Origin of the sequence: Cedecea sp. AS113, from assembly GCF_037152415.1 — a bacterium.
GTDB lineage: Bacteria > Pseudomonadota > Gammaproteobacteria > Enterobacterales > Enterobacteriaceae > Cedecea.
This window is the reverse complement of sequence record NZ_JBBCMI010000009.1, coordinates 57,133-80,630: the sequence shown is the minus strand read 5'-3', so window position 1 is coordinate 80,630 and position 23,498 is coordinate 57,133. Positions and strand designations below refer to the sequence as shown.

General features: G+C 55.4%; 24 protein-coding genes. 21 read left to right on the top strand and 3 right to left on the bottom strand.

All coding sequences use genetic code 11. The annotated features are described in order from the left end of the window. The first annotated feature begins 261 nt into the window (after nucleotides 1-261). Complete coding sequence (gene nudE, locus WFN87_RS12875; protein ID WP_336706468.1) at nucleotides 262-828, top strand: ADP compounds hydrolase NudE; 567 nt, start codon at nucleotides 262-264, stop codon at nucleotides 826-828. Between the two features lie 54 nt (nucleotides 829-882). Here the strand turns inward: nudE and mrcA are convergent, their stop codons facing one another. Further along, nucleotides 883-3,435, bottom strand: coding sequence for a peptidoglycan glycosyltransferase/peptidoglycan DD-transpeptidase MrcA (gene mrcA / locus WFN87_RS12870; RefSeq protein WP_008457847.1), 2,553 nt, complete (start codon nucleotides 3,433-3,435; stop codon nucleotides 883-885). A gap of 139 nt (nucleotides 3,436-3,574) precedes the next feature. On the opposite strand from mrcA, the gene WFN87_RS12865 reads away from it, so the two are divergent. The 20 genes from WFN87_RS12865 (at nucleotide 3,575) to WFN87_RS12770 (ending at nucleotide 21,212) form a co-directional block, all read left to right on the top strand. After that, entirely contained in the window at nucleotides 3,575-4,390 is an 816-nt protein-coding gene (locus WFN87_RS12865; RefSeq protein ID WP_166994654.1) for a pilus assembly protein, read from the top strand. A gap of 107 nt (nucleotides 4,391-4,497) precedes the next feature. Continuing rightward, nucleotides 4,498-4,938, top strand: coding sequence for a PilN domain-containing protein (locus tag WFN87_RS12860; RefSeq protein WP_336983114.1), 441 nt, complete (start codon nucleotides 4,498-4,500; stop codon nucleotides 4,936-4,938). Nucleotides 4,939-5,059: 121 nt separating this feature from the next. After that, nucleotides 5,060-5,398, top strand: a complete 339-nt coding sequence (locus WFN87_RS12855) for a HofO family protein (RefSeq protein WP_336983115.1) — start codon at nucleotides 5,060-5,062, stop codon at nucleotides 5,396-5,398. Further along, the gene (locus WFN87_RS12850) at nucleotides 5,385-5,777 is read left to right on the top strand and encodes a HofP DNA utilization family protein (RefSeq protein WP_336983116.1); all 393 of its coding nucleotides are present in this window, start codon (nucleotides 5,385-5,387) and stop codon (nucleotides 5,775-5,777) included. The genes WFN87_RS12855 and WFN87_RS12850 overlap by 14 nt, the downstream gene beginning before the upstream one ends. Further along, nucleotides 5,716-6,963 (top strand): type IV pilus secretin PilQ, encoded by a 1,248-nt coding sequence (pilQ, locus tag WFN87_RS12845; RefSeq protein ID WP_336983117.1) that lies wholly within the window; start codon nucleotides 5,716-5,718, stop codon nucleotides 6,961-6,963. Before WFN87_RS12850 ends, pilQ begins: the two co-directional genes overlap by 62 nt. Before the next feature lie 319 nt (nucleotides 6,964-7,282). Then, nucleotides 7,283-7,804 carry a shikimate kinase AroK gene (gene aroK / locus WFN87_RS12840; protein ID WP_008457837.1) on the top strand — a complete coding sequence of 174 codons (522 nt, stop codon included), beginning with the start codon at nucleotides 7,283-7,285 and terminating at the stop codon, nucleotides 7,802-7,804. A 58-nt stretch (nucleotides 7,805-7,862) separates the two neighbouring features. Beyond that, on the top strand, nucleotides 7,863-8,951 hold the full coding sequence (aroB, locus tag WFN87_RS12835) for a 3-dehydroquinate synthase (protein WP_008457835.1): 1,089 nt from the start codon (nucleotides 7,863-7,865) through the stop codon (nucleotides 8,949-8,951). Nucleotides 8,952-9,025: 74 nt separating this feature from the next. Beyond that, a complete protein-coding gene (gene damX, locus WFN87_RS12830) occupies nucleotides 9,026-10,330 on the top strand; it encodes a cell division protein DamX (protein WP_336983118.1) in 1,305 nt (434 codons plus the stop codon). Between the two features lie 63 nt (nucleotides 10,331-10,393). After that, nucleotides 10,394-11,218 (top strand): adenine-specific DNA-methyltransferase, encoded by an 825-nt coding sequence (gene dam, locus WFN87_RS12825; protein ID WP_166994640.1) that lies wholly within the window; start codon nucleotides 10,394-10,396, stop codon nucleotides 11,216-11,218. Nucleotides 11,219-11,264: 46 nt separating this feature from the next. Further along, nucleotides 11,265-11,942, top strand: coding sequence for a ribulose-phosphate 3-epimerase (gene rpe / locus WFN87_RS12820; RefSeq protein ID WP_039288419.1), 678 nt, complete (start codon nucleotides 11,265-11,267; stop codon nucleotides 11,940-11,942). After that, a complete protein-coding gene (locus WFN87_RS12815) occupies nucleotides 11,935-12,648 on the top strand; it encodes a phosphoglycolate phosphatase (protein ID WP_336983119.1) in 714 nt (237 codons plus the stop codon). Before rpe ends, WFN87_RS12815 begins: the two co-directional genes overlap by 8 nt. Next, nucleotides 12,641-13,645, top strand: a complete 1,005-nt coding sequence (gene trpS / locus WFN87_RS12810) for a tryptophan--tRNA ligase (RefSeq protein ID WP_008457824.1) — start codon at nucleotides 12,641-12,643, stop codon at nucleotides 13,643-13,645. The genes WFN87_RS12815 and trpS overlap by 8 nt, the downstream gene beginning before the upstream one ends. Nucleotides 13,646-13,781: 136 nt before the next feature. Beyond that, a complete protein-coding gene (gene yhfZ, locus WFN87_RS12805) occupies nucleotides 13,782-14,687 on the top strand; it encodes a GntR family transcriptional regulator YhfZ (protein WP_336983120.1) in 906 nt (301 codons plus the stop codon). A 14-nt stretch (nucleotides 14,688-14,701) separates the two neighbouring features. Then, nucleotides 14,702-15,058 (top strand): hypothetical protein, encoded by a 357-nt coding sequence (locus WFN87_RS12800; protein WP_008457820.1) that lies wholly within the window; start codon nucleotides 14,702-14,704, stop codon nucleotides 15,056-15,058. An 88-nt stretch (nucleotides 15,059-15,146) separates the two neighbouring features. After that, nucleotides 15,147-16,319 carry a YhfX family PLP-dependent enzyme gene (locus WFN87_RS12795; RefSeq protein ID WP_336706455.1) on the top strand — a complete coding sequence of 391 codons (1,173 nt, stop codon included), beginning with the start codon at nucleotides 15,147-15,149 and terminating at the stop codon, nucleotides 16,317-16,319. Beyond that, nucleotides 16,312-17,556 carry a phosphopentomutase gene (locus WFN87_RS12790; protein WP_336983121.1) on the top strand — a complete coding sequence of 415 codons (1,245 nt, stop codon included), beginning with the start codon at nucleotides 16,312-16,314 and terminating at the stop codon, nucleotides 17,554-17,556. Before WFN87_RS12795 ends, WFN87_RS12790 begins: the two co-directional genes overlap by 8 nt. Further along, entirely contained in the window at nucleotides 17,543-18,433 is an 891-nt protein-coding gene (locus tag WFN87_RS12785) for a phosphotriesterase-related protein (protein WP_336983122.1), read from the top strand. The genes WFN87_RS12790 and WFN87_RS12785 overlap by 14 nt, the downstream gene beginning before the upstream one ends. 9 nt (nucleotides 18,434-18,442) lie before the next feature. Beyond that, nucleotides 18,443-18,796 carry a DUF2620 domain-containing protein gene (locus tag WFN87_RS12780; RefSeq protein ID WP_038478118.1) on the top strand — a complete coding sequence of 118 codons (354 nt, stop codon included), beginning with the start codon at nucleotides 18,443-18,445 and terminating at the stop codon, nucleotides 18,794-18,796. Between the two features lie 10 nt (nucleotides 18,797-18,806). Next, nucleotides 18,807-20,111, top strand: coding sequence for a YhfT family protein (locus tag WFN87_RS12775; RefSeq protein ID WP_336983123.1), 1,305 nt, complete (start codon nucleotides 18,807-18,809; stop codon nucleotides 20,109-20,111). A gap of 9 nt (nucleotides 20,112-20,120) precedes the next feature. After that, a complete protein-coding gene (locus tag WFN87_RS12770) occupies nucleotides 20,121-21,212 on the top strand; it encodes a PLP-dependent transferase (RefSeq protein ID WP_166994629.1) in 1,092 nt (363 codons plus the stop codon). Nucleotides 21,213-21,239: 27 nt separating this feature from the next. Here the strand turns inward: WFN87_RS12770 and cysG are convergent, their stop codons facing one another. Together cysG and nirC are read right to left on the bottom strand one after the other, a co-directional pair. Further along, entirely contained in the window at nucleotides 21,240-22,613 is a 1,374-nt protein-coding gene (cysG, locus tag WFN87_RS12765; protein ID WP_336983125.1) for a siroheme synthase CysG, read from the bottom strand. A 13-nt stretch (nucleotides 22,614-22,626) separates the two neighbouring features. Beyond that, nucleotides 22,627-23,433, bottom strand: a complete 807-nt coding sequence (nirC, locus tag WFN87_RS12760; RefSeq protein ID WP_008457795.1) for a nitrite transporter NirC — start codon at nucleotides 23,431-23,433, stop codon at nucleotides 22,627-22,629. Nucleotides 23,434-23,498: the final 65 nt, after the last annotated feature.

Genomic DNA, 23,498 nt, shown 5'->3' with positions numbered 1-23,498 from the left:
GAAGTCATTATCGGCAGGTAAAGCTGCAAACTTGAGCTATTTTTAAGGCGACCGACTTACAGTAACACAATGTTAGCAAAGCGACTTCGTCCGAAATACAAGTAAATTCCTATTCAATAGTACCTGCCTTGACAGCGGGTAAAATTACGTGTTTTAGCGCGCCAAACGTTACAAAAATGTAAATAATAGCCAATGCTCGTTGCACGATATGTGCGGCATACCGCACAATAACTTACCTCTTTCACTGTTGAACCCGGCCACATGAGCAAATCACTAATAAAACCAACGATTTTAAATGTCGAAACCGTGGCGCGTTCGCGGCTGTTTAATGTCGAAACGGTGGATCTGGAATTTAGCAATGGCGTTCGCCGCGTCTACGAACGCATGAAACCGTCTTCCCGCGAGGCGGTAATGATAGTGCCTGTTGTTGATGACCACTTGATCTTAATCCGTGAATACGCGGTAGGCACAGAATCCTATGAACTTGGGTTCTCTAAAGGGCTGATCGACCCGGGCGAAACGGTATTTGAGGCCGCTAACCGTGAGCTGAAAGAAGAAGTGGGCTTTGGCGCGAACCGGCTAACGTTTCTGAAAAAGCTGACGATGGCCCCGTCCTATTTCTCGAGCAAAATGAACATTGTGATTGCGGAAGATCTGTATCCCGAATCCCTGGAAGGGGATGAGCCGGAAGAACTGCCGCAAGTACGGTGGCCGCTGGCGAACATGATGGATTTGCTCAATGAAGATGATTTCAGCGAGGCGCGTAACGTCAGCGCTTTGTTCCTTGTCCGGGAATGGTTAAGGCAGCAGGGCAGGCTGAAAGACTGACCGCTAAAGAATGAAAAAGGGCCGCTAAGCGGCCCTTTACTATTTTGGGTTGGATTAGAACAGCTCGTGCTCTTCCCCGTTATCGATAAGCGTCGTGCCTACTTCATGCACGGCCTGTTGCGTAGGCTGCGTACCTTCGATGAAATACTCTTCACGACTGTTGCCGCCGTTGGCTAACTGCCCGGTACTGCGATCAATATTGACAGTGACGATACCCGGTGGTGGCGTCATCGGCTCTTCTGGCACACCCGCCAGCGCGATTTTCATGAAATCATCCCAGGCTGGCTGGGCGCTCTTCGCGCCGCCTTCGTAGCCGGAGATCTGATCTTTAATCGCGCCTGAAGCCGTGGTGCGGCCAAGGTCGCGGCGGTGGTCGTCAAAGCCAATCCAGACTGACGTGACCACGCCCGGGCCGTAACCGGAGAACCAGGCATCTTTCGAACTGTTGGTTGTCCCGGTTTTGCCGCCGATATCCTTACGCTTCAAATCACGGCCTGCTCGCCAGCCGGTTCCCTGCCAGCCCGGCTCACCATAAATGTTGCTGTTAAGCGCACTTTTGATCAGGAAAGACAGCGGCGTGTTGATCACGTGTGGTGCATACTCCTCGCCCTGTGCTTTTGCCACCAGACCGCGGTTAGCTTGCTCCAGTTGAGGCATCGGTACGCTGCTGTTTTGCGGCGTTTGCGAAACGGCAACGTCTTCTACGTCCTGGTTTTCCAGTACCGTTGATTTTGGCGTATCGCCGTAAATGACCGGAATATCGCAGCTGGCACAGGCAACCTTAGGCCTGGTCTCAAACACGGTATTACCCGCGTCGTCGACGATTTTGGTGATGTAGTAAGGGTCAACCAGGAAGCCGCCGTTTGCCATGACGGAGTAACCGCGGGCAACCTGCATTGGCGTAAATGAGGCGGAGCCCAGGGCCAGCGATTCGGTATGCACAATATTTGCTGCAGGGAAGCCAAAGCGCTGCAGATATTCTGCGGCATAATCGACGCCCATCGCCCGCATCGCACGTACCATCACTACGTTCTTGGACTGGCCCAGACCCTGACGCAGACGAATCGGCCCGGCATATTGGGCCGGAGAGTTCTTCGGCCGCCAGTCGGAGCCTGCCCCGGCATCCCAGCGTGAAATAGGCACGTCATTAAGAATGCTTGCCAGCGTCAGGCCTTTGTCCATGGCTGCGGTATACAGGAAAGGTTTGATGTTTGACCCTACCTGGCGCAGCGCCTGGGTCGCACGGTTGAACTTGCTTTGGTTAAAGTCAAAACCGCCGACCAGCGCCAGCACGGCGCCATCGTGTGGATTGAGTGAAACCAGCGCCGAGTTAACGTCGGGCACCTGGCTAAGCCACCAGGCATCGTCCACCTTGCGTACCCAAATCTGCTGTCCGGCCTGTACCACGTCCGTTACTTTGCGTGGCGTAGCGCCTTGCGCGGTGTCGGAACGATACGGACGCGCCCAGCGCATGCCTTCCATACTCAGTGAAACAGAGCTGCCGTCGGCCAGCATGGCCGTGGCTTCATCAGGTACGGCGCGGGTGACAACCGCCGGGAAGAGCGGGCCATAAACCGGAAGGCTTTTCAGCGAATCGGTGATTTTTTTCTTATCCCAGGCGCTTTCTCCCACTTTCCACAGCACATTAGATGGGCCGCGGTAGCCATGGCGCATGTCGTAGGCCATGACGTTGTTGCGGACGGCATCCTGGGCACCCTGCTGAATTTTACGGCTCAGCGTGGTGTAAACCTTGTAGCCATCTTCGTAGGCTTTATCGCCGTAGCGGGCGACCATGTCCTGACGCACCAGCTCTGAAAGATATGGCGCGGAGAAGGCGATTTCAGGCGTGTGATAGCTGGCGTCAATCGGCTGACTACGTGCTTCATCGTACTGGCTTTGGCTGATGTAACCTTCGCTCAGCATGCGCGACAGCACCACGTTACGGCGTGCCGTTGAACGATCCATGGAGTACAGCGGGTTAAACGTTGACGGCGCTTTAGGCAGCCCGGCAATCACCGCCATCTCGCTCAGGGTCAACTGATCGACCGTTTTGCCGAAGTAAACCTGAGCGGCAGCGCCGACGCCATAGGCGCGGTAACCGAGGTAGATTTTGTTCAGGTAGAGCTCAAGGATCTCGTCTTTGTTCAGCATCTGTTCAATGCGAACCGCAAGAAACGCTTCCTTAATTTTACGCATCAGGGTGCGTTCGGGGCTCAGGAAGAAGTTACGCGCCAACTGCTGCGTTATGGTACTTGCGCCCTGAGAAGCATGGCCTGAGAACAGCGCTACGCTTGCAGCACGGAAGATGCCCACCGGGTCAACGCCGTGGTGCTCATAAAAGCGGCTGTCTTCTGTTGCGATAAACGCTTTTACCATCACCGGAGGGATCTGGTTCAGGGTCAGTGGAATACGGCGTTTTTCGCCGTACTGAGCAATAAGCTCGCCGTCAGCGCTGTAAACCTGCATTGGAATCTGCAGTCGCACATCTCTCAATGTCGCCACGTCGGGCAACTGGGGCTCGATGTATTTGTATAAACCGTAAATCGAGCCAGCTCCCAGCAGAACGCAACAGACTGCAAGGATTAATAAATACTTTACGAACTTCACCTTAAATTTCCCATCAGGTTTCAATTGGGCAGTTTCTAAACAACCGCGCGGTAGTATAAAGGCAAGCCAGGAGCTTTGATATACCCGTTACTGTTTCGGGGTCAGGGCTGTTTATCATCTGGATAAGGAGATCGAAACCATGATGTTTCCTGGTTGGCGGATTGGCCTGGATATTCAGGCGGAGGGCATACGTGCCGCAGCCGTACAGTGGCACCGGCAAGGGTGGCAGTTGCGCCATTGGTGGCATTTACCTTTCCCGAAACAAACACTTGCGGACGGCATGTTACCCGAACTGGACACACTGCGCGAGGTACTTGCCGCATGGCGTAAAGAAATCCCCGTGCGCCATCATCTGCGGGTTGGTTTTCCTGCACAGAGGGCTTTGCAACGCCAGGTTCCCAGGCCTCCCCAGCGGTTACAGGAATCGGCTCAAGAGAAGTATATCTCGGGTGCAACGGCTCGCCAGTTGCAAATGCCCTCGGAACAACTTTGCTACGACTACCTGGAGGATGATTCGTCATTTTCCGTGACGGCGGCGAAACAGGCGGATATTGCTGCATTGCAGGCCATTTTTGCCAGCATGAATCTCTTTCCCCGTACGATAACGCCGGGAGACAAAATTCTGAGCGCCTTGCCTCAGAATTGTTATCCAGCGCATTGTCGTTTTCTGGTTCATGAAGAGCCGGGCTACTGGCTGTGGGCATCAGTCAATAACCGCAAACGTTCCGGTTGGCTGGATAAACGGCAAACAGTGGATTTCCCGGCTCTATGTCAGCAGTTGGAGGCCAGCGCCGACGAAATTGCCTTTAGCCATGCCGATGCCGGGCGCTCCTGGCCTGCCGGAGCAGAAAGGCTGAATGCCTGGCAACCCCTTGTCCGCCAGCAGCCGCCGTTGCCGCGTCATGGCGGGCTTTACACGCTCGCTTTGGGGCTCGCTCTGGGAGCCGAACGCTAATGATGCCGCTGATGAATCTTCTGCCATGGCGGCCGTTAAAACGCCGTCATCGGCTAAAACTTTGGGGCAGCCTTCTCATATGTGGCGTGCTTTTAATGATGGGGCTGATGCTGCTCTGGACTCAGTTTCTCGCCATGAAAGTGCGCTGGCAACAGGCCCAGTCAACCCAATATGAGGTGCAGGAGTCCGCCCTGAAGGCGCTGTTATCACGTCAACTAACAGAGTTGAAAGATAACCAGCAGCGGTGGGCAATATTGCAGGCGGAGGGGATGCGGAAAGGCAACATTTCACGTTGGGAAAACGTGCTGAATATGCTGGCCTCACGCTTGCCCGAAAACAGCTGGCTGCAGAGTGTTAGCTGGCAAAATGAAAGCGCAACCATCTCTGGCGTAGCGGGAGATGCACGGGAACTGGTGCAGGTTGAAGCAGTTCTGGCTGATTTACCCGGGGCGTTTAAGGTCAAGCCCGGTGAGTTGCGCGATGAAAAACACAAAGGTCTGGTCTTTACCTTCATCTTAAACACCACGGATGGCGAGCATGCTCAGTAACCTGGAGCGCCTCATTGACGGGCATGTTGCATATCGGGTGTTGAGCCTGTTGGTGTGTCTGTTATTAACCGCTTTAGCCTGCTTATGGCTGCTGGTTTGGCCCCTGCGACAGGAATTGCAGGTGAAGGAACAGCACAACCAGCAGCGCTGGCAGCATGTGCTCTCGCAGCAGCGGAAAATTGCCGTTTTGCCGAAACCAGAGCCGCTGCCTGATGCGGTGCCGCTGGAGACGTTTTCTGCCATGGCTGCGGTAAAACGGTCCGGCGGGAGACTGGTGATGTGGCGGCCTGAACCGCGACATTCTGTGTTGGAAATGCTGCTTCCCTGGCCCAATGTGCCGCCCCTTTTTAAGGAACTGACCGGCTATTCAAGCCTGAAGATACCGGCGTTTATCTTGAGTGAGGCCGGGGAAAAAGTGCGGGTTTTGCTTACTCTGGAGTTTATCGATGAAAGCCGCTAGTTGGATGTTACTGGCCGCACTCAGCTCGCCTCTGCAGTCGTCACCGCGTAATCCTTTTCTTTTACCCGTATCACCCTGTGAAGCGCTGCTTAAGCGGCTTGATGGCTGGCAGTTACGCGGCGTGTTTTACCCGACTGGCTCTGCAGAAAGTATTGCCTTAATGCAATTCTCGGGGAAACGCTGGCAAAGGGTAAAAGAAGGTTTGTTTCTGGAGCCTGGTGTGCAGGTGACCACGCTTCTTGAGCGGCAGCTGAGAGCTTCGCTCACCGGCGCCTGCGAAGGACGCTACTACCACTGGAAAATAGAGGGAAGAGTTAATGATAAGGCACATCGTGGCAGGCGTACTGATACTGATGCCCCTGACGGCGTGGACGAATAATCGCGTCACTCTGACGCTAGATGAAACGCCTGTCGTACAGGTGTTGCAGGCGCTGGCCGAGCAGCAAAACTTTAACGTGATGATTGCGCCTGATGTGACGGGGAATCTCTCGCTACGTTTGGCCGATGTGTCGTGGGAGCAGGCTTTCCAGCAGGTACTCAGATTAGCAAACCTGACTTCGTCGAAGACGGGCAATATTCTTCAAATCCAGCAGAAACAGGATCCGGCGCAACGGCGCGCTCAGCAAGAGGCCGCTCGTAAGCAAAAAGCGCTTGAGCAGCCGCTGGTACAAGCGGTTTATACGCCGCGATATGCTGAAGTTGCCGACCTTGCCGCGGGGATCAAAGCTAATGAAGAAAAACTACTTGGACCCAGGGGCGGCATTACCGTGGATAAACGCACAAACCGGCTGGTGGTGCGCGACAGCCAGCAGGCGCAAAAGCGTGTTGCGGCCTGGATTAAAGATATGGATGTTTCGATGGGGCAGGTCGAGCTGTCCGCGCATATTGTCACCATCAACCAGGATAAGCTGCGAGAGCTTGGCGTGAAGTGGAGCGCCCCGGTAGGTGAGACGGCATCCGGGTTATACCAAACCACAACTGTCTCAAGTGAGTTAGCCGTAAACGCGGCAACCACAACGGTAGGGTTTAATATTGGCCGGATCAACGGCCGTATGCTTGAGCTTGAACTCAGCGCGCTGGAGCAGCAGCAACAGCTGGAAATCATCGCCAGCCCACGCTTGCTGGTCGCACACCAACAGTCTGCCAGCATCAAGCAGGGTACTGAAATCCCGTATCAAGTCTCTAATGGCAAGAATGAAGCCACGTCGGTGGAATTTAAGGAGGCGGTGTTAGGTATGGAGGTCATGCCGACGATAAGTCACCACGGAACCATTCGCCTGCAGCTTCGCATCAGTCAAAATATGCCAGGACGCAGCATCCAGCACGCAGATGGGGAAGCCCTCGCCATTGATAAGCAAGAGATTGAAACGCAGGTCGAGGTGAAGGACGGTGAGACGTTGGCGTTAGGCGGAATCTTCCAGCAGCAGAACAACCACACCAGGGATAGCGTTCCTTTACTGGGAAATATTCCTTTTATCGGCCAATTGTTCCGGCACGACGGGAAAAAGCACCAACGTCGGGAATTGGTCGTGTTCATTACGCCCAGGTTGATTGCATTACCTTAGCGTGTTTCCTCTTCCGCCTGCGGGTTTTTCTGCCAAACAGCGCCCAGGTGTTTGACGGCAGAGAGGAATTAGCTTACAAGGTGTACCGTTTCGGGAGGCTGGGTATTGAGAGCCTGCGGCCGGTAAAGCTGGCGCACGGTTTTCGTCCCAAGCTGGGCGCCAGGTGATTTATTCGGTTGCCAAACCCCCTTGAGTGTTGAGATAATTTTTAGTCTGATTCTCGAACTCACGCTTATGAGGTTTCAGTTCATGTCCCGCCGCAGCAAGTTGTTACCGGGCGGGTTTATCATCAACGAATTGTCTTAGTAGTACCGAAAAAATGGCAGAGAAACGCAATATCTTTCTGGTTGGGCCTATGGGTGCCGGCAAAAGCACTATTGGGCGTCAGTTAGCTCAGCAACTCAATATGGAATTTTTCGATTCTGATCAAGAGATTGAGAAACGTACCGGAGCTGATGTGGGCTGGGTATTCGACGTTGAAGGCGAAGAAGGCTTCCGCGATCGCGAAGAAAAAATCATCAACGAACTCACTGAAAAACAGGGCATCGTGCTGGCTACCGGTGGCGGTTCTGTGAAATCTCGTGAAACCCGCAATCGTCTTTCCGCCCGTGGCGTAGTGGTTTATCTTGAAACCACGATTGAGAAACAGCTTGCACGTACTCAGCGCGATAAAAAACGTCCGCTGCTGCAGGTTGAGACTCCACCTCGTGAAGTTCTGGAAGCGCTGGCAGGTGAACGCAATCCGCTGTATGAAGAGATTGCCGATGTCACAATTCGCACCGATGATCAAAGCGCCAAAGTGGTCGCAAACCAGATCATTCATATGCTGGAAAGCAACTGATTCTGGCTTAATCAAGAAACGCCTGCGGGCAAAGCAACAATAAGGTGGGCTCCGCGTAATGGAGAGGCTGACAGTCACTCTCGGGGAACGTAGTTACCCTATTACCATTGCCGCCGGGTTATTCAATGACCCGGCTTCCTTTTGGCCGCTGAAGGCTGGCGACCAGACCATGCTGGTTACCAATGAAACCCTTGCACCGCTCTATCTGGACAAGGTTCGTGGTCTTCTGGAACAGGCAGGCGTTAAAGTGGATACCGTCATTCTTCCGGATGGCGAGCAGTTTAAAAGCCTTGCGGTGCTTGATACCGTCTTTACGGCGCTGTTGGAAAAACCTCACGGCCGCGACACCACCTTGATTGCTTTAGGCGGTGGCGTTGTGGGCGATTTAACCGGTTTTGCCGCAGCGAGCTATCAGCGCGGGGTGCGTTTTATCCAGGTCCCTACCACACTGCTTTCGCAGGTGGACTCCTCCGTTGGCGGTAAAACTGCCGTTAACCATCCCCTCGGCAAAAACATGATTGGCGCGTTTTACCAGCCCGCTTCGGTGGTGGTGGATCTCGACTGCCTGTCGACTTTGCCTGCTCGGGAGCTGGCTTCGGGCCTGGCGGAAGTCATTAAATACGGCATCATTCTGGACGGCGAGTTCTTTGACTGGCTGGAAGAAAACATCGACGCATTGTTAAAGCTGGACGGCAAGGCAATGGCGTACTGCATTCGTCGTTGTTGTGAGCTGAAAGCCGAAGTTGTTGCCGCAGACGAGCGAGAAAGCGGCTTACGTGCTTTACTGAATCTGGGTCATACGTTTGGCCATGCCATTGAAGCTGAAATGGGCTATGGCAACTGGCTGCATGGCGAAGCCGTGGCGGCCGGAATGGTGATGGCGGCGCGTACCGCTCAGCGCCTGGGTCAATTCAGTGAGGCAGAAGTTCAGCGCGTGATTGCGCTGCTGGTGCGAGCCGGGTTACCGGTTAACGGGCCGCAGGAAATGTCCCCTGACGCGTATATGCCCCACATGATGCGTGACAAAAAAGTATTAGCCGGCGAGCTGCGTTTGATTCTGCCGCTGGCGATAGGGAAGAGTGAAGTGCGCGGTGGAGTACCGCACGATGTCGTTCTATCAGCCATTGCTGATTGCCAGCAGGCTTAACAACTAGAATTTTTATAGTATTTAACTTCGGGCGTGATGCAGAGATGAGCATACGCCTTTGAGTGGGGTGTTAAATGGATGAGTTTAAACCAGAAGACGAGCTGAAACCCGATCCAAGCGATCGTCGTCCTGGGCGTTCCCGCAAACCTGACGAGTTCGATAAAGAACCGCAGATCAACGTTGATGACGTCGATCTTGATGCGGACGATCGTCGTCCTTCTCGTTCACGCCGTGAGCGTGAAGAAGAGGTTGAGGAAGAGTACGAAGGTGATGACGGCCTGGCCGCAGAGCCTCGTCCGGCGCGTGGGCGTAAAAAGGCAGCAAAACAGAAAGCACCTGCTTCTCGCCAGCACATCATGATGGGCGTCGGGATTCTGGTCCTGCTGCTGCTTATCATCGGCATCGGTTCAGCCCTGAAAGCACCTTCATCTACCCCAGATACTGCCGAGCAAAAACCAGGCGCGGAGAAGAGCATCGATCTCTCCGGTTCGAACGGTGCGGCACCTGCCGACCAGGCAAATGCTGCTCAGCCACAGGCAGGGAATACCCCAGCGGCTGGCCAGCAGAATCCGCAGGATGTTTCCCTGCCACCTATTTCTTCTACACCAACCCAGGCTCAGACGCAGCCGCAGCCGGAAGGGCAGCAGCGCGTTGAGGTTCCTGGAAACCTGAATAACGCCCTGACTCAGCCTCAGCCTCAGCCTCAGCAACAGGGCCAGATTGACAACGTGGTGAGCAATTCCACGCTGCCAACTGAACCCGCTACCGTCGCGCCAATCGCTGGCAGCAAAACCGAACCGCGTAAGCTGGCCGGTACCCAGGAGCCAACCCGCACCGTTGAATCTCGTCCTGAGCGCAAGAAAACGGTGATTGAGCCTGTGCGTAAAGCCGAGCCTAAACCACAGGTGAAAGCTGAAAGCAAACCAGTGGCAACGGTGAAACGTAGCGAACCTGCCCCGGCGGTTTCAGCTCCGGTCACTGCACCATCAACCAGCGCAGCTACTTCAACCCCGGCTCCGAAAGCAACAGCATCTACTGCGCCAAAAGCAGCACCGCAAGCTGCAGCGACGGCCAGCACTGGCGGCACGGTAACGGGGGATGCGAGCGCCATTAAGAGTGCGCCAGGCAGCCACTACACGCTGCAGCTGAGCTCTTCTTCAAACTCCGCAAACCTGAATGCGTGGGCGAAAAAAGAGAATCTGCAGCACTATATGGTTTACCAGACTCAGCGTAACGGTCAGCCTTGGTTCGTGCTGGTGAGCGGTGTTTATGCCACGAAAGACGATGCAAAACGCGCGGTGACAAGCCTGCCGGCAGACGTTCAGGCTAAGAATCCGTGGGCAAAACCTATTCATCAGGTGCAGTCTGACCTCAAGTGAAAATAAGCGCAGTCGCTGTCGGAGCCTTTCCACAGCTGGATAAGGTGTAAATAGTAAGACAGCATGAAAAAAAATCGCGCTTTTCTGAAATGGGCAGGGGGGAAATTCCCCCTGCTGGACGACATAAAAAAGCATCTGCCGGAAGGCGACTGTCTGATTGAGCCCTTTGTTGGCGCGGGGTCGGTATTTCTTAATACCGACTACTCACGCTACGTCCTCGCCGATATCAATAGCGATCTGATTAACCTCTACGACATTGTCAAAAACCGCGCAGATGAGTACGTGCGGGAGTCTCGTTTGCTCTTTACCAAAGCGCAAAACGAGGAAGCGATTTATTACGCTTGCCGCACTGAGTTTAACCAATGCACTGACAAATTCCGGCGCGCGGTGTTGTTTTTGTACCTCAACCGCCATTGTTACAACGGCCTGTGCCGTTATAATCTGCGCGGTGAATTTAACGTACCGTTTGGCCGCTACAGCAAACCTTACTTCCCTGAAGAGGAACTGTACAACTTTGCCGAACGGGCTAAAAATGCCACTTTTGTCTGCCAGTCTTATGATGTCAGCATGGTAAACGTTGCTGCGGGTTCCGTAGTGTATTGCGATCCGCCCTATGCGCCGCTTTCCGCCACCGCCAACTTTACCGCTTATCACACGGACAGCTTCAGTATGGTGCAGCAGCAGCACCTGGCCGAGCTGGCTGAAAGGCTGCGGGAGCAGAGTATTCCGGTGCTGATTTCTAATCATGACACCGAGCTGACTCGCCAGTGGTATCAGAACGCCACCGATTTCCATAAGCTGCAGGTTCGCCGCAGCATCAGCCGAAACGGTGGTAAACGTAACAAGGTGGACGAACTTCTGGCCCTTTATAAAGCGAAGGTTGCCTGAGCCGTTTCGCCCGCCGCCGAAAGATGAATGACTCCTGGAGAAGCGGATGAAACAGTATTTGATTGCCCCCTCAATCCTCTCTGCCGACTTCGCCCGACTGGGCGAGGATACGGCTAAAGCACTTGCCGCAGGTGGTGACGTCGTCCATTTTGACGTTATGGACAACCACTACGTCCCTAACCTGACGATGGGGCCAATGGTGCTTAAGGCGCTGCGCGATTACGGTATCACTGCGCCTATCGACGTTCACCTGATGGTGAAACCCGTTGACCGCATCATTCCTGATTTCGCCGCGGCCGGTGCCAGCATTATTACCTTCCATCCTGAAGCCTCTGAACATGTCGATCGCTCTCTGCAACTGATCAAAGAACACGGCTGTAAAGCGGGCCTGGTACTGAACCCGGCGACCTCGCTTTCCTGGCTGGATCACGTCATGGACAAACTGGATGTCATTTTGCTGATGTCCGTCAACCCTGGTTTTGGCGGCCAGTCGTTTATTCCACACACGCTGGAAAAACTGCGCCAGGTTCGCGAACGTATTGATGCCTCCGGCTATGATATTCGCCTTGAAGTGGATGGCGGCGTCAAAGCCGACAACATTGCGGAAATTGCCGCCGCGGGCGCGGATATGTTCGTTGCAGGTTCCGCTATTTTCGGCCAGCCTGATTATAAAGCGGTGGTTGACCGCATGCGTTCTGAACTGGCTAAGGTAAGTCATGGATAAGTTTCAAAAAATTCGGGGTGTTGCCTTCGATCTCGACGGCACGCTCATCGACACGGCGCTTGGCCTGAGTCAGGCCGTTGATCTGGCTCTTTATGCGCTTGAACTGCCTGTGGCCGGCGAAGATCGCGTTGTCACCTGGATCGGCAACGGCGCAGATATCATGATGCAGCGGGCGCTTAAGTGGTCGCTGAAAGATAAAGAACCCGACCTCGCCCAGCTGAATATGGCGCGCAAACTGTTCGATCGCTTCTATGCGGAAACGGCGGAAGAGGGGAGCTTCTTGTTCCCTGGCGTAGCCGCAACGCTTGCTGCACTGAAAGAAAAAGGCCTGCCGCTCGCCGTCGTCACCAACAAACCCACGCCTTTTGTCACGCCGCTGCTGGAAGATCTGGGCATTGCCCATTATTTCCAGACCATCATCGGCGGGGACGATGTGAAAGAGAAAAAGCCACACCCGGAAGCGCTGTACAAAGTCATGGAAACCCTGGGGCTGGCGGCGGATGAGCTGCTTTTTGTCGGCGATTCCCGTAATGACATTCAGGCTGCACAGGCGGCCGGCTGCCCAAGCGTCGGCCTGACCTGGGGCTATAACTATGGCGAAGCGATTGGGCTGAGCAACCCGGACGTTGTGTTCGATCGTTTCGAAGACTTATTGCCCGCTTTCGGGCTACCACCTTTAGCAAATCAGGAAGCAGAACATGAGTAAGCCCATCGTATTTAGCGGCGCCCAGCCGTCAGGCGAATTAACTATCGGTAACTACATGGGTGCGCTGCGTCAGTGGGTAAACATGCAGGATGATTACCATTGCATTTACTGCATCGTTGACCAGCATGCGATCACCGTTCGTCAGGACCCGACCGCGCTGCGCAAAGCGACGCTGGACACTCTGGCGCTGTATCTGGCCTGTGGTATTGACCCGAAAAAAAGCACCATCTTTGTTCAGTCCCACGTGCCGGAGCACGCGCAGCTGGGCTGGGTGCTGAACTGCTACACCTATTTCGGCGAGCTGAGCCGCATGACGCAGTTCAAGGACAAATCTGCCCGCTATGAAGAAAACATCAACGCCGGCCTGTTTGACTACCCGGTGCTGATGGCCGCAGACATTCTGCTGTATCAGACCAACCAGGTCCCGGTGGGTGAAGACCAGAAACAGCATCTGGAGCTGAGCCGCGACGTGGCCAGCCGCTTCAACGCGCTGTACGGCGACATCTTCAAAGTGCCTGAGCCATTTATTCCCAAGTCCGGTGCCCGCGTGATGTCCCTGCTGGAGCCGACCAAGAAGATGTCCAAGTCTGACGATAACCGCAATAACGTCATCGGCCTGCTGGAAGATCCGAAATCCGTGGTGAAGAAGATCAAGCGCGCGGTGACCGACTCCGAAGAGCCGCCTGTGGTGCGCTACGACGTGAAAGAGAAGGCGGGCGTTTCTAACCTGCTGGACATTCTTTCCGGCGTCACCGGCAAAGCGATTCCTGAGCTGGAAGCCAGCTTTGAAGGCAAGATGTATGGTCATCTGAAGGGCGAAGTGGCGGAAGCCGTGTCCGGTATGCTGACCGAGCTTCAGGAGCGCTATCACCGTTACCGTAACGACGAAGCTTTCCTGCAGCAGGTCATGAAAGAGGGCGCTGAAAAAGCCCGCGCCCGCGCTGGAGAGACGCTGAAAAAGGTCTACGAAGCGATCGGTTTCGTCGCGCATCCATAATCTTTCCCTATGAATAACCCGCCGCCTGGCGGGTTATTTCTTTTTTGTGACTGCATTCTCCTTTTGTCATTTTCCCCTTTGCCATCTATATTCAATTTTATGAAGATATATTCATTCAATAAATTGAAGATAACCGATGAGCCGCAGCTTTATTAAAAAAGAGGGCGTTGCCCAGTCCAGCCTGGCCCGCTATTTACTGGGTGAGAAATGTGGTAACAGGTTGAAAACCATAGATGAATTAGCTAGTGAATGCGGCTTTTCCGTTGGCCTGACGCAGGCCGCGTTGAAGACGCTGGAGAAGGCCGGGGCCGTGAGCGTTGAGCGCCGTGGCCGCAACGGCAGCTACCTGCTGAGCATGGATAACAAAGCCCTATTGGCGTTCGCGGACATCGGCAATGTAGTGTGTGCTATGCCGCTGCCGTACACCCGGCTTTATGAAGGGCTTGCCAGCGGTCTGAAGGCGCAGTTTGACGGGATCCCGTTTTATTATGCCCATATGCGTGGGTCGGATGTTCGCGTGGAATGTCTGCTGAATGGCGTTTATGACCTGGCCGTCGTGTCCAGGCTGGCAGCGGACAGCTACCTCAGCAACCCGGATCTTTTTATCGCGCTGGCGCTGGGGCCGCACACTTACGTGGGCGAGCACAAGCTGATTTGCCGCGCCGGGCAGCAGGAGAGCATCCGCCGTATTGGGATTGATCCTCGTTCGGCGGATCAGCGCATCATGACGGATGTGTATTTCTCCGGGCAGGATGTGGAATTGCTTGATGTGTCGTACCACGAATGTCTGCACAGAATCGCGAAGGGCAGCGTGGATGCGGTGATTTGGAACGTCAGCAACGAAGCCGATTTGACGGCACTGGGGCTGACTACCCTCCCGTTAAGCGGGGACAAATGCTTCCTGACGGCATCGGAAGCGGTGGTGCTGACGCGAAGTGAAGATATCCCTATTCAGCAATTGCTGAGAACGGTGGTGGATAAGAATGCCCTGCTGGCGCATCAGCAAAGCGTGCTGAGCGGTGAACAGGAACCAAGCTATTGACAGAGGTAATCAGTATGGAAGACCGGCTCAATCTGCTCTGCGAGGCAGGCGTCATCGACCGGGATATTTGTGATGGCATGAAAGTGGTTGTGACGCAGCTGGAGACCCACTGGGCTATTCCGCTGCAGAACGATCAGGGGGCAATGGCGATCACCCACATGGCTAACGCGCTGATGCGCAGCCGCCGTGGGGAAGAGGTGAACCCACTGGATGAAGAGCTGTTGGCGGAGATTAAAACCGACAGCGTCTTTGGTGATGTTGAGCAGGCCCACCACGCATTGCTGGCGCCGTTCAACGTGCAGCTGCATCCGAACGAAGAAGGGTATCTGCTGGCTAACCTGTTCAGCCTGTGGCTGATTCATAAGGGCTAACGGATTTATTTACAGCGTTTTTTCTTAGCTTAAATATTCAAAAAAATGATTATTTAAGAGGTTTATTTATCAGGTCGCGAGGCAAGGCATGTTTATTGAGGCACTCAAGGCACAGAACCCGGCGTTGATTGATGCGGCCAGAACGCTTTGGCGGCAGGGCGCGGTACTTCCCGATACCTGGATTATCGATGTCGATCAGGTTCTGGAGAACGGCCGGAAACTGCTCGCGGCCGCGCAGAAGCACGGCATCACGCTCTACTTTATGACCAAGCAAATCGGGCGTAACCCCTGGCTTGCCAACAAGCTGATTGAGTTGGGCTTTAAAGGCGCCGTGGCCGTTGATTTTAAAGAAGCCCGCACGCTGCGTGAAGCCAATGTGCCCGTCTCACATGTGGGCCATCTGGTGCAGGTGCCGGTGGCCCTGGTTGAAGAGAATGTGAACGGCGAGACGGAAATCATCACGCTTTTCTCGCTGGAAAAAGCCCGCGAAGTGTCCGATGCCGCGCTGGCGAGCGGGCGTGTTCAGGCTGTAATGCTGAAGGTATTCGCCGAGTACGACCGACTTTACCCGGGCCAGGAAGCCGGTTTTCCGCTCGGTGAGCTGGACGACGTGGTACGTGCCATTCGCGCAATGCCTGGCATTCGGCTTGCCGGGCTGACGCATTTCCCCTGTCTGCTCTGGAACGAAGAGCAGCAACAGACGCAGCCAACCCGCAACTTGATCACGCTGCTGAAGGCGCGAGACTTGCTGCACGAACAGGGGATTGAGATCGAGCAAATCAACGCGCCGTCGGCCTCAAGCTGCAGCACTTTCTCCATTCTGGCTGAGCACGGGGTAACTCATGCCGAACCGGGCCACGCGCTGACCGGCACCATTCCGGCGAACCAGCATGGCGATCAGCCCGAGGCGATTGCCATGCTCTATCTGACAGAAGTTTCCCATCAGTTTCAGGGCAAAAGCTATTGCTTCGGCGGGGGATATTATCGTCGCGGCCATGCGCAGAATGCGCTGGTGTTCAGCCGCGATGTGCAGCCCGAGCAGGCGCGATTGCTGCCGCCAGACAACACCAGCATTGATTATCACCTGGCGCTGGAGGGCCACTACCCCGTTGGCAGCCCGGTGGTGATGTGCTTCCGCACGCAGATTTTTGTCACCCGCAGCGACGTGGCGCTGGTGTCCGGCATCCAGAGCGGGAACCCGGTGCTCGAAGCGCTGTACGACAGCCTTGGGCATCCGATTCCGGGAGGTCAACATGAGTAAGTTTCTGGTGCTGGTCATAGACAGCTTCGGCGTGGGCGCAATGGACGATGTACCGGACGTCAGGCCGCAGGACATCGGCGCGAATACCTGCGGACATATCCTGCAGCACTTTCCCGACCTGCGTTTACCCACGCTTGAGAAGCTGGGCCTGATTAACGCGCTGGGTTTTACGGCCAATGTGATGCTGCCGAACGCCGATGCCGCGTATGGCACAGCCGAATTGCAGCATGAAGGTGGGGACACTTTTATGGGTCACCAGGAAATTTTGGGCACAAGGCCACAAACGCCACTCCGTATGCCGTTTTCTGCAGTGATCGACGACGTAGAACGTGAACTGGCTGACGCTGGCTGGCAGGTTGAACGCAGAGGTGGCGAGCTGCAGTTTCTGTGGGTAAACCAGGCTGTCGCCGTGGGAGATAACCTTGAGGCCGATCTTGGACAGGTGTTTAACATCAGCGGCAATCTCAGCACCATACCGTTTGAGCAGGTACGCGCCATTGGTGAAGTCGTGCGCCGCTGCGTCAAAGTGGGTCGGGTCATTGCCTTTGGTGGCTTGCTTGAGAGCAGCGAGCAGCTGATTAACGCCGCGGAAGAGAAACAGGGGCTTTATGTCGGCATTAACGCCCCGCGTTCCGGGGTATACAAAAGTGGGTTCCAGGTGGTGCATATGGGCTACGGCGTGGATGCCAGCGTTCAGGCTCCACAGCAGCTGCATCAGGTCGGTGTTAAAACCGTGCTGGTGGGTAAAGTGGCGGATATTGCGATTAACCCGCACGGCATCAGCTACCAGAATCTGGTCGATTCGCAGCGCATTCTTGATATCACCCGGGATGAGCTGAATAAACCTGGCAGCGCCTTTATTTGTACCAACATTCAGGAAACCGATCTGGCGGGCCACGCTGAAGACGTTGCGCGCTATGCCGAGCGGCTTGAGCTGGTAGACAAAAACCTGGCTCTGCTGATGGCCGATATGCAGGTCGGGGATTGCCTGGTCGTCATGGCGGATCACGGGAACGACCCGACGATTGGCCACAGCAAGCACACTCGTGAAAACGTGCCGTTGCTGGTTTGGCAGCCCGGTATAACAGGCACTTATCTGGGCGCACGCGCTACGCTTTCTGATGTCGGCGCCACGGTTTGTGACTTTTTTAGGGCAGCCGCGCCGCAGAACGGAACGTCGTTCCTGCCGCTGCTGAATGTCTCTTCAACAGGTGGAGTGAATCATGACGGGGTATAAGCATATCGATCCATCGGGCTATACCTATGCCCACGAGCATCTTCATATCGATCTTTCCAGCTTCAAGGACAACATCGATTGCCGACTGGATCAGTACGAGCTGATTTGCGGTGAAATGAAGTCACTCTACGCGCAGGGTGTGCGCAATATCATTGAAATGACCAACCGCTACATGGGGCGCAACCCACAGTTCCTGCTGGATATCATCCGTGAGACCGGAATGAACGTGATGGCCTGCACCGGTTACTATCAGCACGATTTCTTCCCGCCGCACGTGGCCACCACGCCGGTTAAAGTGCTGGCGCAGGAGATGATCGATGAAATAGAAATTGGCATCGACGGCACGGCGTTAAAAGCGGGAATCATCGCGGAAATAGGCTCCAGCGTGGACGTTATCACCCCGGTGGAGAAGCGAGTTTTCCAGGCGGCAGCCATCGCGCATCATGAAACCGGCAGGCCGATTTCAACCCATACGTCATTCAGCACCATGGGCCTTGAGCAACTGGCGCTTCTGAAGTCATGGTGCGTGGATCTTTCCCGCGTCACCGTCGGGCACTGCGACCTGAAAGACAATCTGGACAACATCCTGCGGATGATCGATCAGGGCGCCTACGTCCAGTTCGATACCATCGGCAAAAACAGCTATTACCCGGACGAAAAACGCATTGCGATGCTGAGCGCGCTTAAAGATCGCGGACTGCTCGACCACGTCATGCTGTCGATGGACATTACTCGTCGCTCCCATTTGAAAGCGAACGGCGGGCCAGGTTTTAACTATTTGCTTACCACGTTTGTGCCGATGCTGCTGGAGGCCGGTTTCAGCCAGCCAGACGTCGATTTGATGTTACGTGACAACCCCTCTGTCTTTTATAAGTAAGGATTTCCCATGAAAAAGATCGGTGTCGCTGGCCTACAGCGCGAACTCATCAAACAAACCATCGAAACCGCCGCGCCGGGCAGCTTCGAAGTGTTTATCTATAACGACATGGACGCCGCGCTGAAGGTGAAATCCGGCCAGCTTGATTACTATATTGGGGCCTGTAATACCGGGGCAGGTGCGGCATTGTCTATCGCCATCGCGGTGATTGGCTACAACCGCAGCTGCACCATCGCTAAGCCCGGCATTAAAGCGAAAGAAGAGCAAATTGCCCGCCTGGTTTCAGAAGGCAAAGTGGCGTTTGGTCTCTCCGTTGAGCATATCGAGCACGCCATCCCGTTGCTCGTTAACCACTTAAAATAAAGGCATCCGTATGGAATTCTACCTTCACCTTGTTGTTGTTGCCTTGCTGACCGGGATGACGGCTTTACTGGCGCACCGCTCCGCGGCGGTGTTCCATGACGGGATTCGACCGATTCTGCCGCAGCTTATTGAAGGCAATATGAACCGCCGCGAGGCGGGGAGTATCGCTTTCGGCCTGAGCATCGGCTTTGTGGCTTCCGTCGGGATCTCCTTCACCCTGAAAACCGGGCTGCTTAACAGCTGGCTGCTGTTCCTGCCGACCGACATCCTCGGCGTGCTGGCGGCCAACAGCGTGCTGGCGTTTGGGCTGGGTGCCGTTTGGGGGCTCCTGATCCTGACCTGCCTGGTGCCGGTCAACCACCTGCTGACCGCGCTGCCGGTAGATGTTCTCGGCTCGTTGGGTGAGCTGAGTTCTCCGGTAGTATCTGCCTTTGCGCTATTCCCGTTGGTCGCGATTTTCTACCAGTTTGGCTGGAAGAACAGCCTGTTCGCGGCGGTGGTTGTGCTGCTGACTCGCGTGCTGGTGGTGCGTTTCTTCCCACAGCTGAACCCGGAGTCGATCGAGATTTTCGTGGGTATGATTATGCTGCTGGCGATTGCGATTTTTCAGGATCTGCGCTCCCGGGATAAACATGAACACGATGCTCACGGGCAGTCGGTGTTTGAAGAGCGGACGTCCCGTATTATCAAGAATTTGCCGTATATCGCCATCGTTGGCGGGCTGATCGCCACCGTTGCCAGCATGAAGCTGTTTGCGGGCAGCGAGGTCTCTATCTTTACGCTGGAAAAAGCCTACAAGGTTGGGCTGGATCCGACCCAGTCTCAAAGCCTGATTGATCAGGCCGCACTGGCTGAGTTTATGCGTGGCGTGGGCTTTGTGCCGATGATTGCCACGACGGCGCTGGCGACCGGCGTTTATGCCGTGGCCGGGTTCACCTTTGTATTCGCCGTCGGCTACCTGATTGCTAGCCCGCTACTCGCTTTTGTGGTCGGGGCGCTGGTAATTTCCGCTGAAGTCCTGCTGCTGCGCTCTATCGGGAAATGGCTGGGCCGCTATCCTTCGGTGCGTAACGCCTCGGACAACATCCGCAACGCGATGAACATGCTGATGGAGATGGCGCTGCTGATTGGCTCTATCTTTGCCGCCATCAAAATGGCGGGTTATACCGGCTTCACCCTTGCGACAGCGCTGTACTTCCTGAACGAATCGCTGGGTCGCCCGGTGCAGAAAATGGCCGCGCCGGTTGTGGCGGTGATGATAACCGGCATTGTGTTGAATATTCTGTTCTTCTGCGGCCTGTTTATCCCGGCCTAAGGGAGTTATGTGGAAAGCTGGCCATTGCAAAGCCTGAGCCTGGCTCAGGCCCAGCAGAAGCAGTTCGCCCTGGTGGATATCATCTGCCGGCATTTTCCTGGGGCTGATTTTCTGAGCCTGGGGGATATCGGCCTGGTGCCCGGTCTCAATCAGCCCAGCACCACGCAGCGGGTTGAGGCCGTTCTGGCTGATTTCTTCTCTGCGCCAGCCGCCGCGCTGGTGCAGGGAGCCGGCACCGGGGCTATTCGTAGCGGGCTGGTGGCATTGCTAAACGCTGGCGATAAGCTGCTGATTCATCAGGCTCCGCTGTACCCAACCACGGCGGTTATCGCCGAACAGATGGGGCTGGAGCTGATTCGGTCAGATTTCAATACGTTAAATGATGTGGAAGCCGCTATTGCGGCTCATCGTCCGGCTGCAGCTTTGATTCAGCATTCCCGCCAGACATTGGATGACGCCTATTCATTGGCTGATGTGGTGGCCTGTTTTAATCGCCACGCTTTGCCGTCGCTGGCCGACGATAATTATGCGGTGATGAAGGTCGACAACATCGGCTGCGAGTGTGGAGCCACGCTGTCGACCTTCTCCTGCTTTAAGCTATTCGGCCCGGTGGGCGTTGGCGTTGTGGTCGGTGATAAATCGGCCGTTCAGGCTGTGCGTCAGAGCATGTACTCGGGCGGCAGTCAGGTGCAGGGCTTCCAGGCTATGGAGGTGCTGCGCGGGTTAGTCTTCGCCCCGGTGATGCATGCCGTTCAGGCGCAGGTGAACGATGCGCTGGTTGCATTATTGTCTCAGGGCGCTGTGCCTCAGGTTAAAAGTGCATTTATCGCCAATGCGCAGTCGAAGGTGCTGCTGGTGGAGTTTCATCGACCGATTGCCGAAAAAGTGTTGGCGGCCGCACAAAAGCTGGGTGCATTACCTTATCCGGTAGGCGCAGAATCTAAGTATGAAATCCCGCCGCTTTTTTATCGGCTTTCCGGGACCTTTAGACAGTCTGAGCCGGAGCTGGAAAAGCGGATGATCCGCATCAACCCGAACCGCAGCGGCGCAGAAACCGTGTTAAGAATTTTGCGGGAAAGCTGTGCAGAGGCAGAAAAGTAAAAGGGAGGCTGGTGCCTCCCTTGGTATTTAATGGTTTGAGAACCAGTTTAGCCTGTCACGAAGGCCCACCACTCGGCCTACAATAATCAGCGCCGGGCTGCCAACCTGGGTGGCCAGCTCGCCTAATTGGTTTAGGGTGCCGTCCACGACGCGCTGATTCACCGCCGTGCCGTTTTCTACCAGCGCAACCGGCATGCTCTCTTCCATCCCGTGGGCGATCAGCTGCTGCTGAATAGCCGAGGCCTGATTAAGCCCCATGTAAAACACCAGCGTTTGTTTCTCTGCCGCCAGGTTAGCCCAGTCGAGTTCGCCCCCGGTTTTCAAATGGCCGGTGACCAGGCGCACGCTTTGCGCGTAATCCCGGTGAGTAAGTGGAATGCCTGAGTAGGCGGAACAGCCGGAAGCTGCGGTGATCCCTGGCACGACAGAGAACGGAATTCCGCCGTTGCACAGCGTTTCCAGCTCTTCACCGCCGCGCCCGAAGATAAACGGATCGCCGCCTTTCAGACGAACTACGCGTTTACCTTTTTGCGCCTCCCGCAGCAGGATTTGGTTAATCTCTTCCTGCGGCACGCAGTGGTAGCCCGCCCGCTTGCCGACAAACACGCGGTCTGCATCGCGGCGGACCAGATTCATGATGTCGTCCGACACCAGGCGGTCATAAACTACAACATCGGCCTGCTGAATTTGCTGCAGGCCTTTCAGCGTCAGCAAGCCAGCATCCCCGGGGCCAGCGCCAACCAGCACCACTTCACCTCGGTGATCGAGCGGGGTGGAGAACAGCGATTCCGTCTCTTTTTCAACGGCAAGCTGGTCTTCGTTGGCCAGATACTGCGCCAGGCGATCGTTAGTGAAAAACTTCTCCCAGAAGCGGCGACGCTCGCCCATGGTGGCAAAAGCTTGTTTCACACGGCCACGCAGAGTACCTGCAAAAGCGGCGATTTTACCCAGATGCAGCGGCAAGCTGGCTTCCAGCTTTTCGCGCAGCAGTCGGGCCAGAACAGGGGACGTGCCGCCGGAAGAGACGGCGATCATCAGCGGGGAGCGGTCGATAATCGACGGCATAATGAAGCTCGCCTGTTTCGGCGCATCCACCACGTTGCAGAAGATCCGGCGGGATTCAGCGGCGTCGCTAACCTGCTGATTCACCTCATCGTTGTCGGTGGCGGCAATTGCCAGCCAGCTTTCGTCCAGCAGCGTTTCAGAGAACGCCCCTTCGGCCAGCGTCAGCATATTTTGCTCAGCCCACACCTTAAACTGTGGGCTAAATTCGAGGGCGTTAACGGTGATGCGCGCACCTGCCTCCAGCAATAAACGCGCTTTGCGTTCAGCGACATCGCCACCGCCTACCAGCAGGCAGGCGCGGCCACGTAACTGACAAAATATCGGCAGGTGATCCACGGTCAATCCTCAATTAATTACGGGCGGTTTCCGCTGCGCCTGCGGCGGCAGGCTGCGGGCGTTCGGCTTTCGGCGTAGCATACCAATAACCCAGACCCATGAATACCACGCCGGAAAGGGTGTTCCCCAGCGTGACCCACAGCAGGTTATGGCCGATGCCGGACAGCGTGTAAGCCTCGCTATGATGGCCAAACCAGGACAGGGCAAACAGTGTCATGTTGGCGATGGAGTGCTCGTAGCCGGAGGCAATAAATGCCAGCAGGCACCACCAGATTGCGATGAACTTCGCCGCCCCTTCGGTGCGAATTGCCATCCAGATTGCCAGGCAAACCAGCCAGTTACACAGCGCCCCTTTAAAGAACAGCACCATCGCTGGTGCAGTGGTTTTTGCCAGCGCGACGGCGTGCACGATACTGGTATCTACCGGCAGCAGACTACCGCCGCCCCAGCTATACAACAGCGCGACAAATACCGAGCCGACCAGGTTGCCCAGCCAGGTTTGCGGCAGAATCGCCCACATTTGGCCGTGAGAGATGGTGCCGGCTTTCACGCCGAAGGTCAGGAACATGGTGTGCCCGGTGAACAGCTCGGAACCGGCGATAATCACCAGCGTCAGGGCGATCCCGAAGGTCGCCCCCATCACCAGCGGACGAATGGCCGGATCGAGTAAATTACCGAGGGTGAAAATCAGGATGATGCCAAGGCCAACGTAGGCCCCAGCCATGGCGGAACTGACCCAGAAGCCCAGAGGATTTGTCTGCGAGAGACGGTTAATGCGCGCGGCATTCGCTGCACACTTATTGATGGTGTCGGTGAACATTTTTGCTATCCCAATGAGGTTAAAAAATAAAAATTAAAAAAAACTGATTTCCCCTCACCCTAACC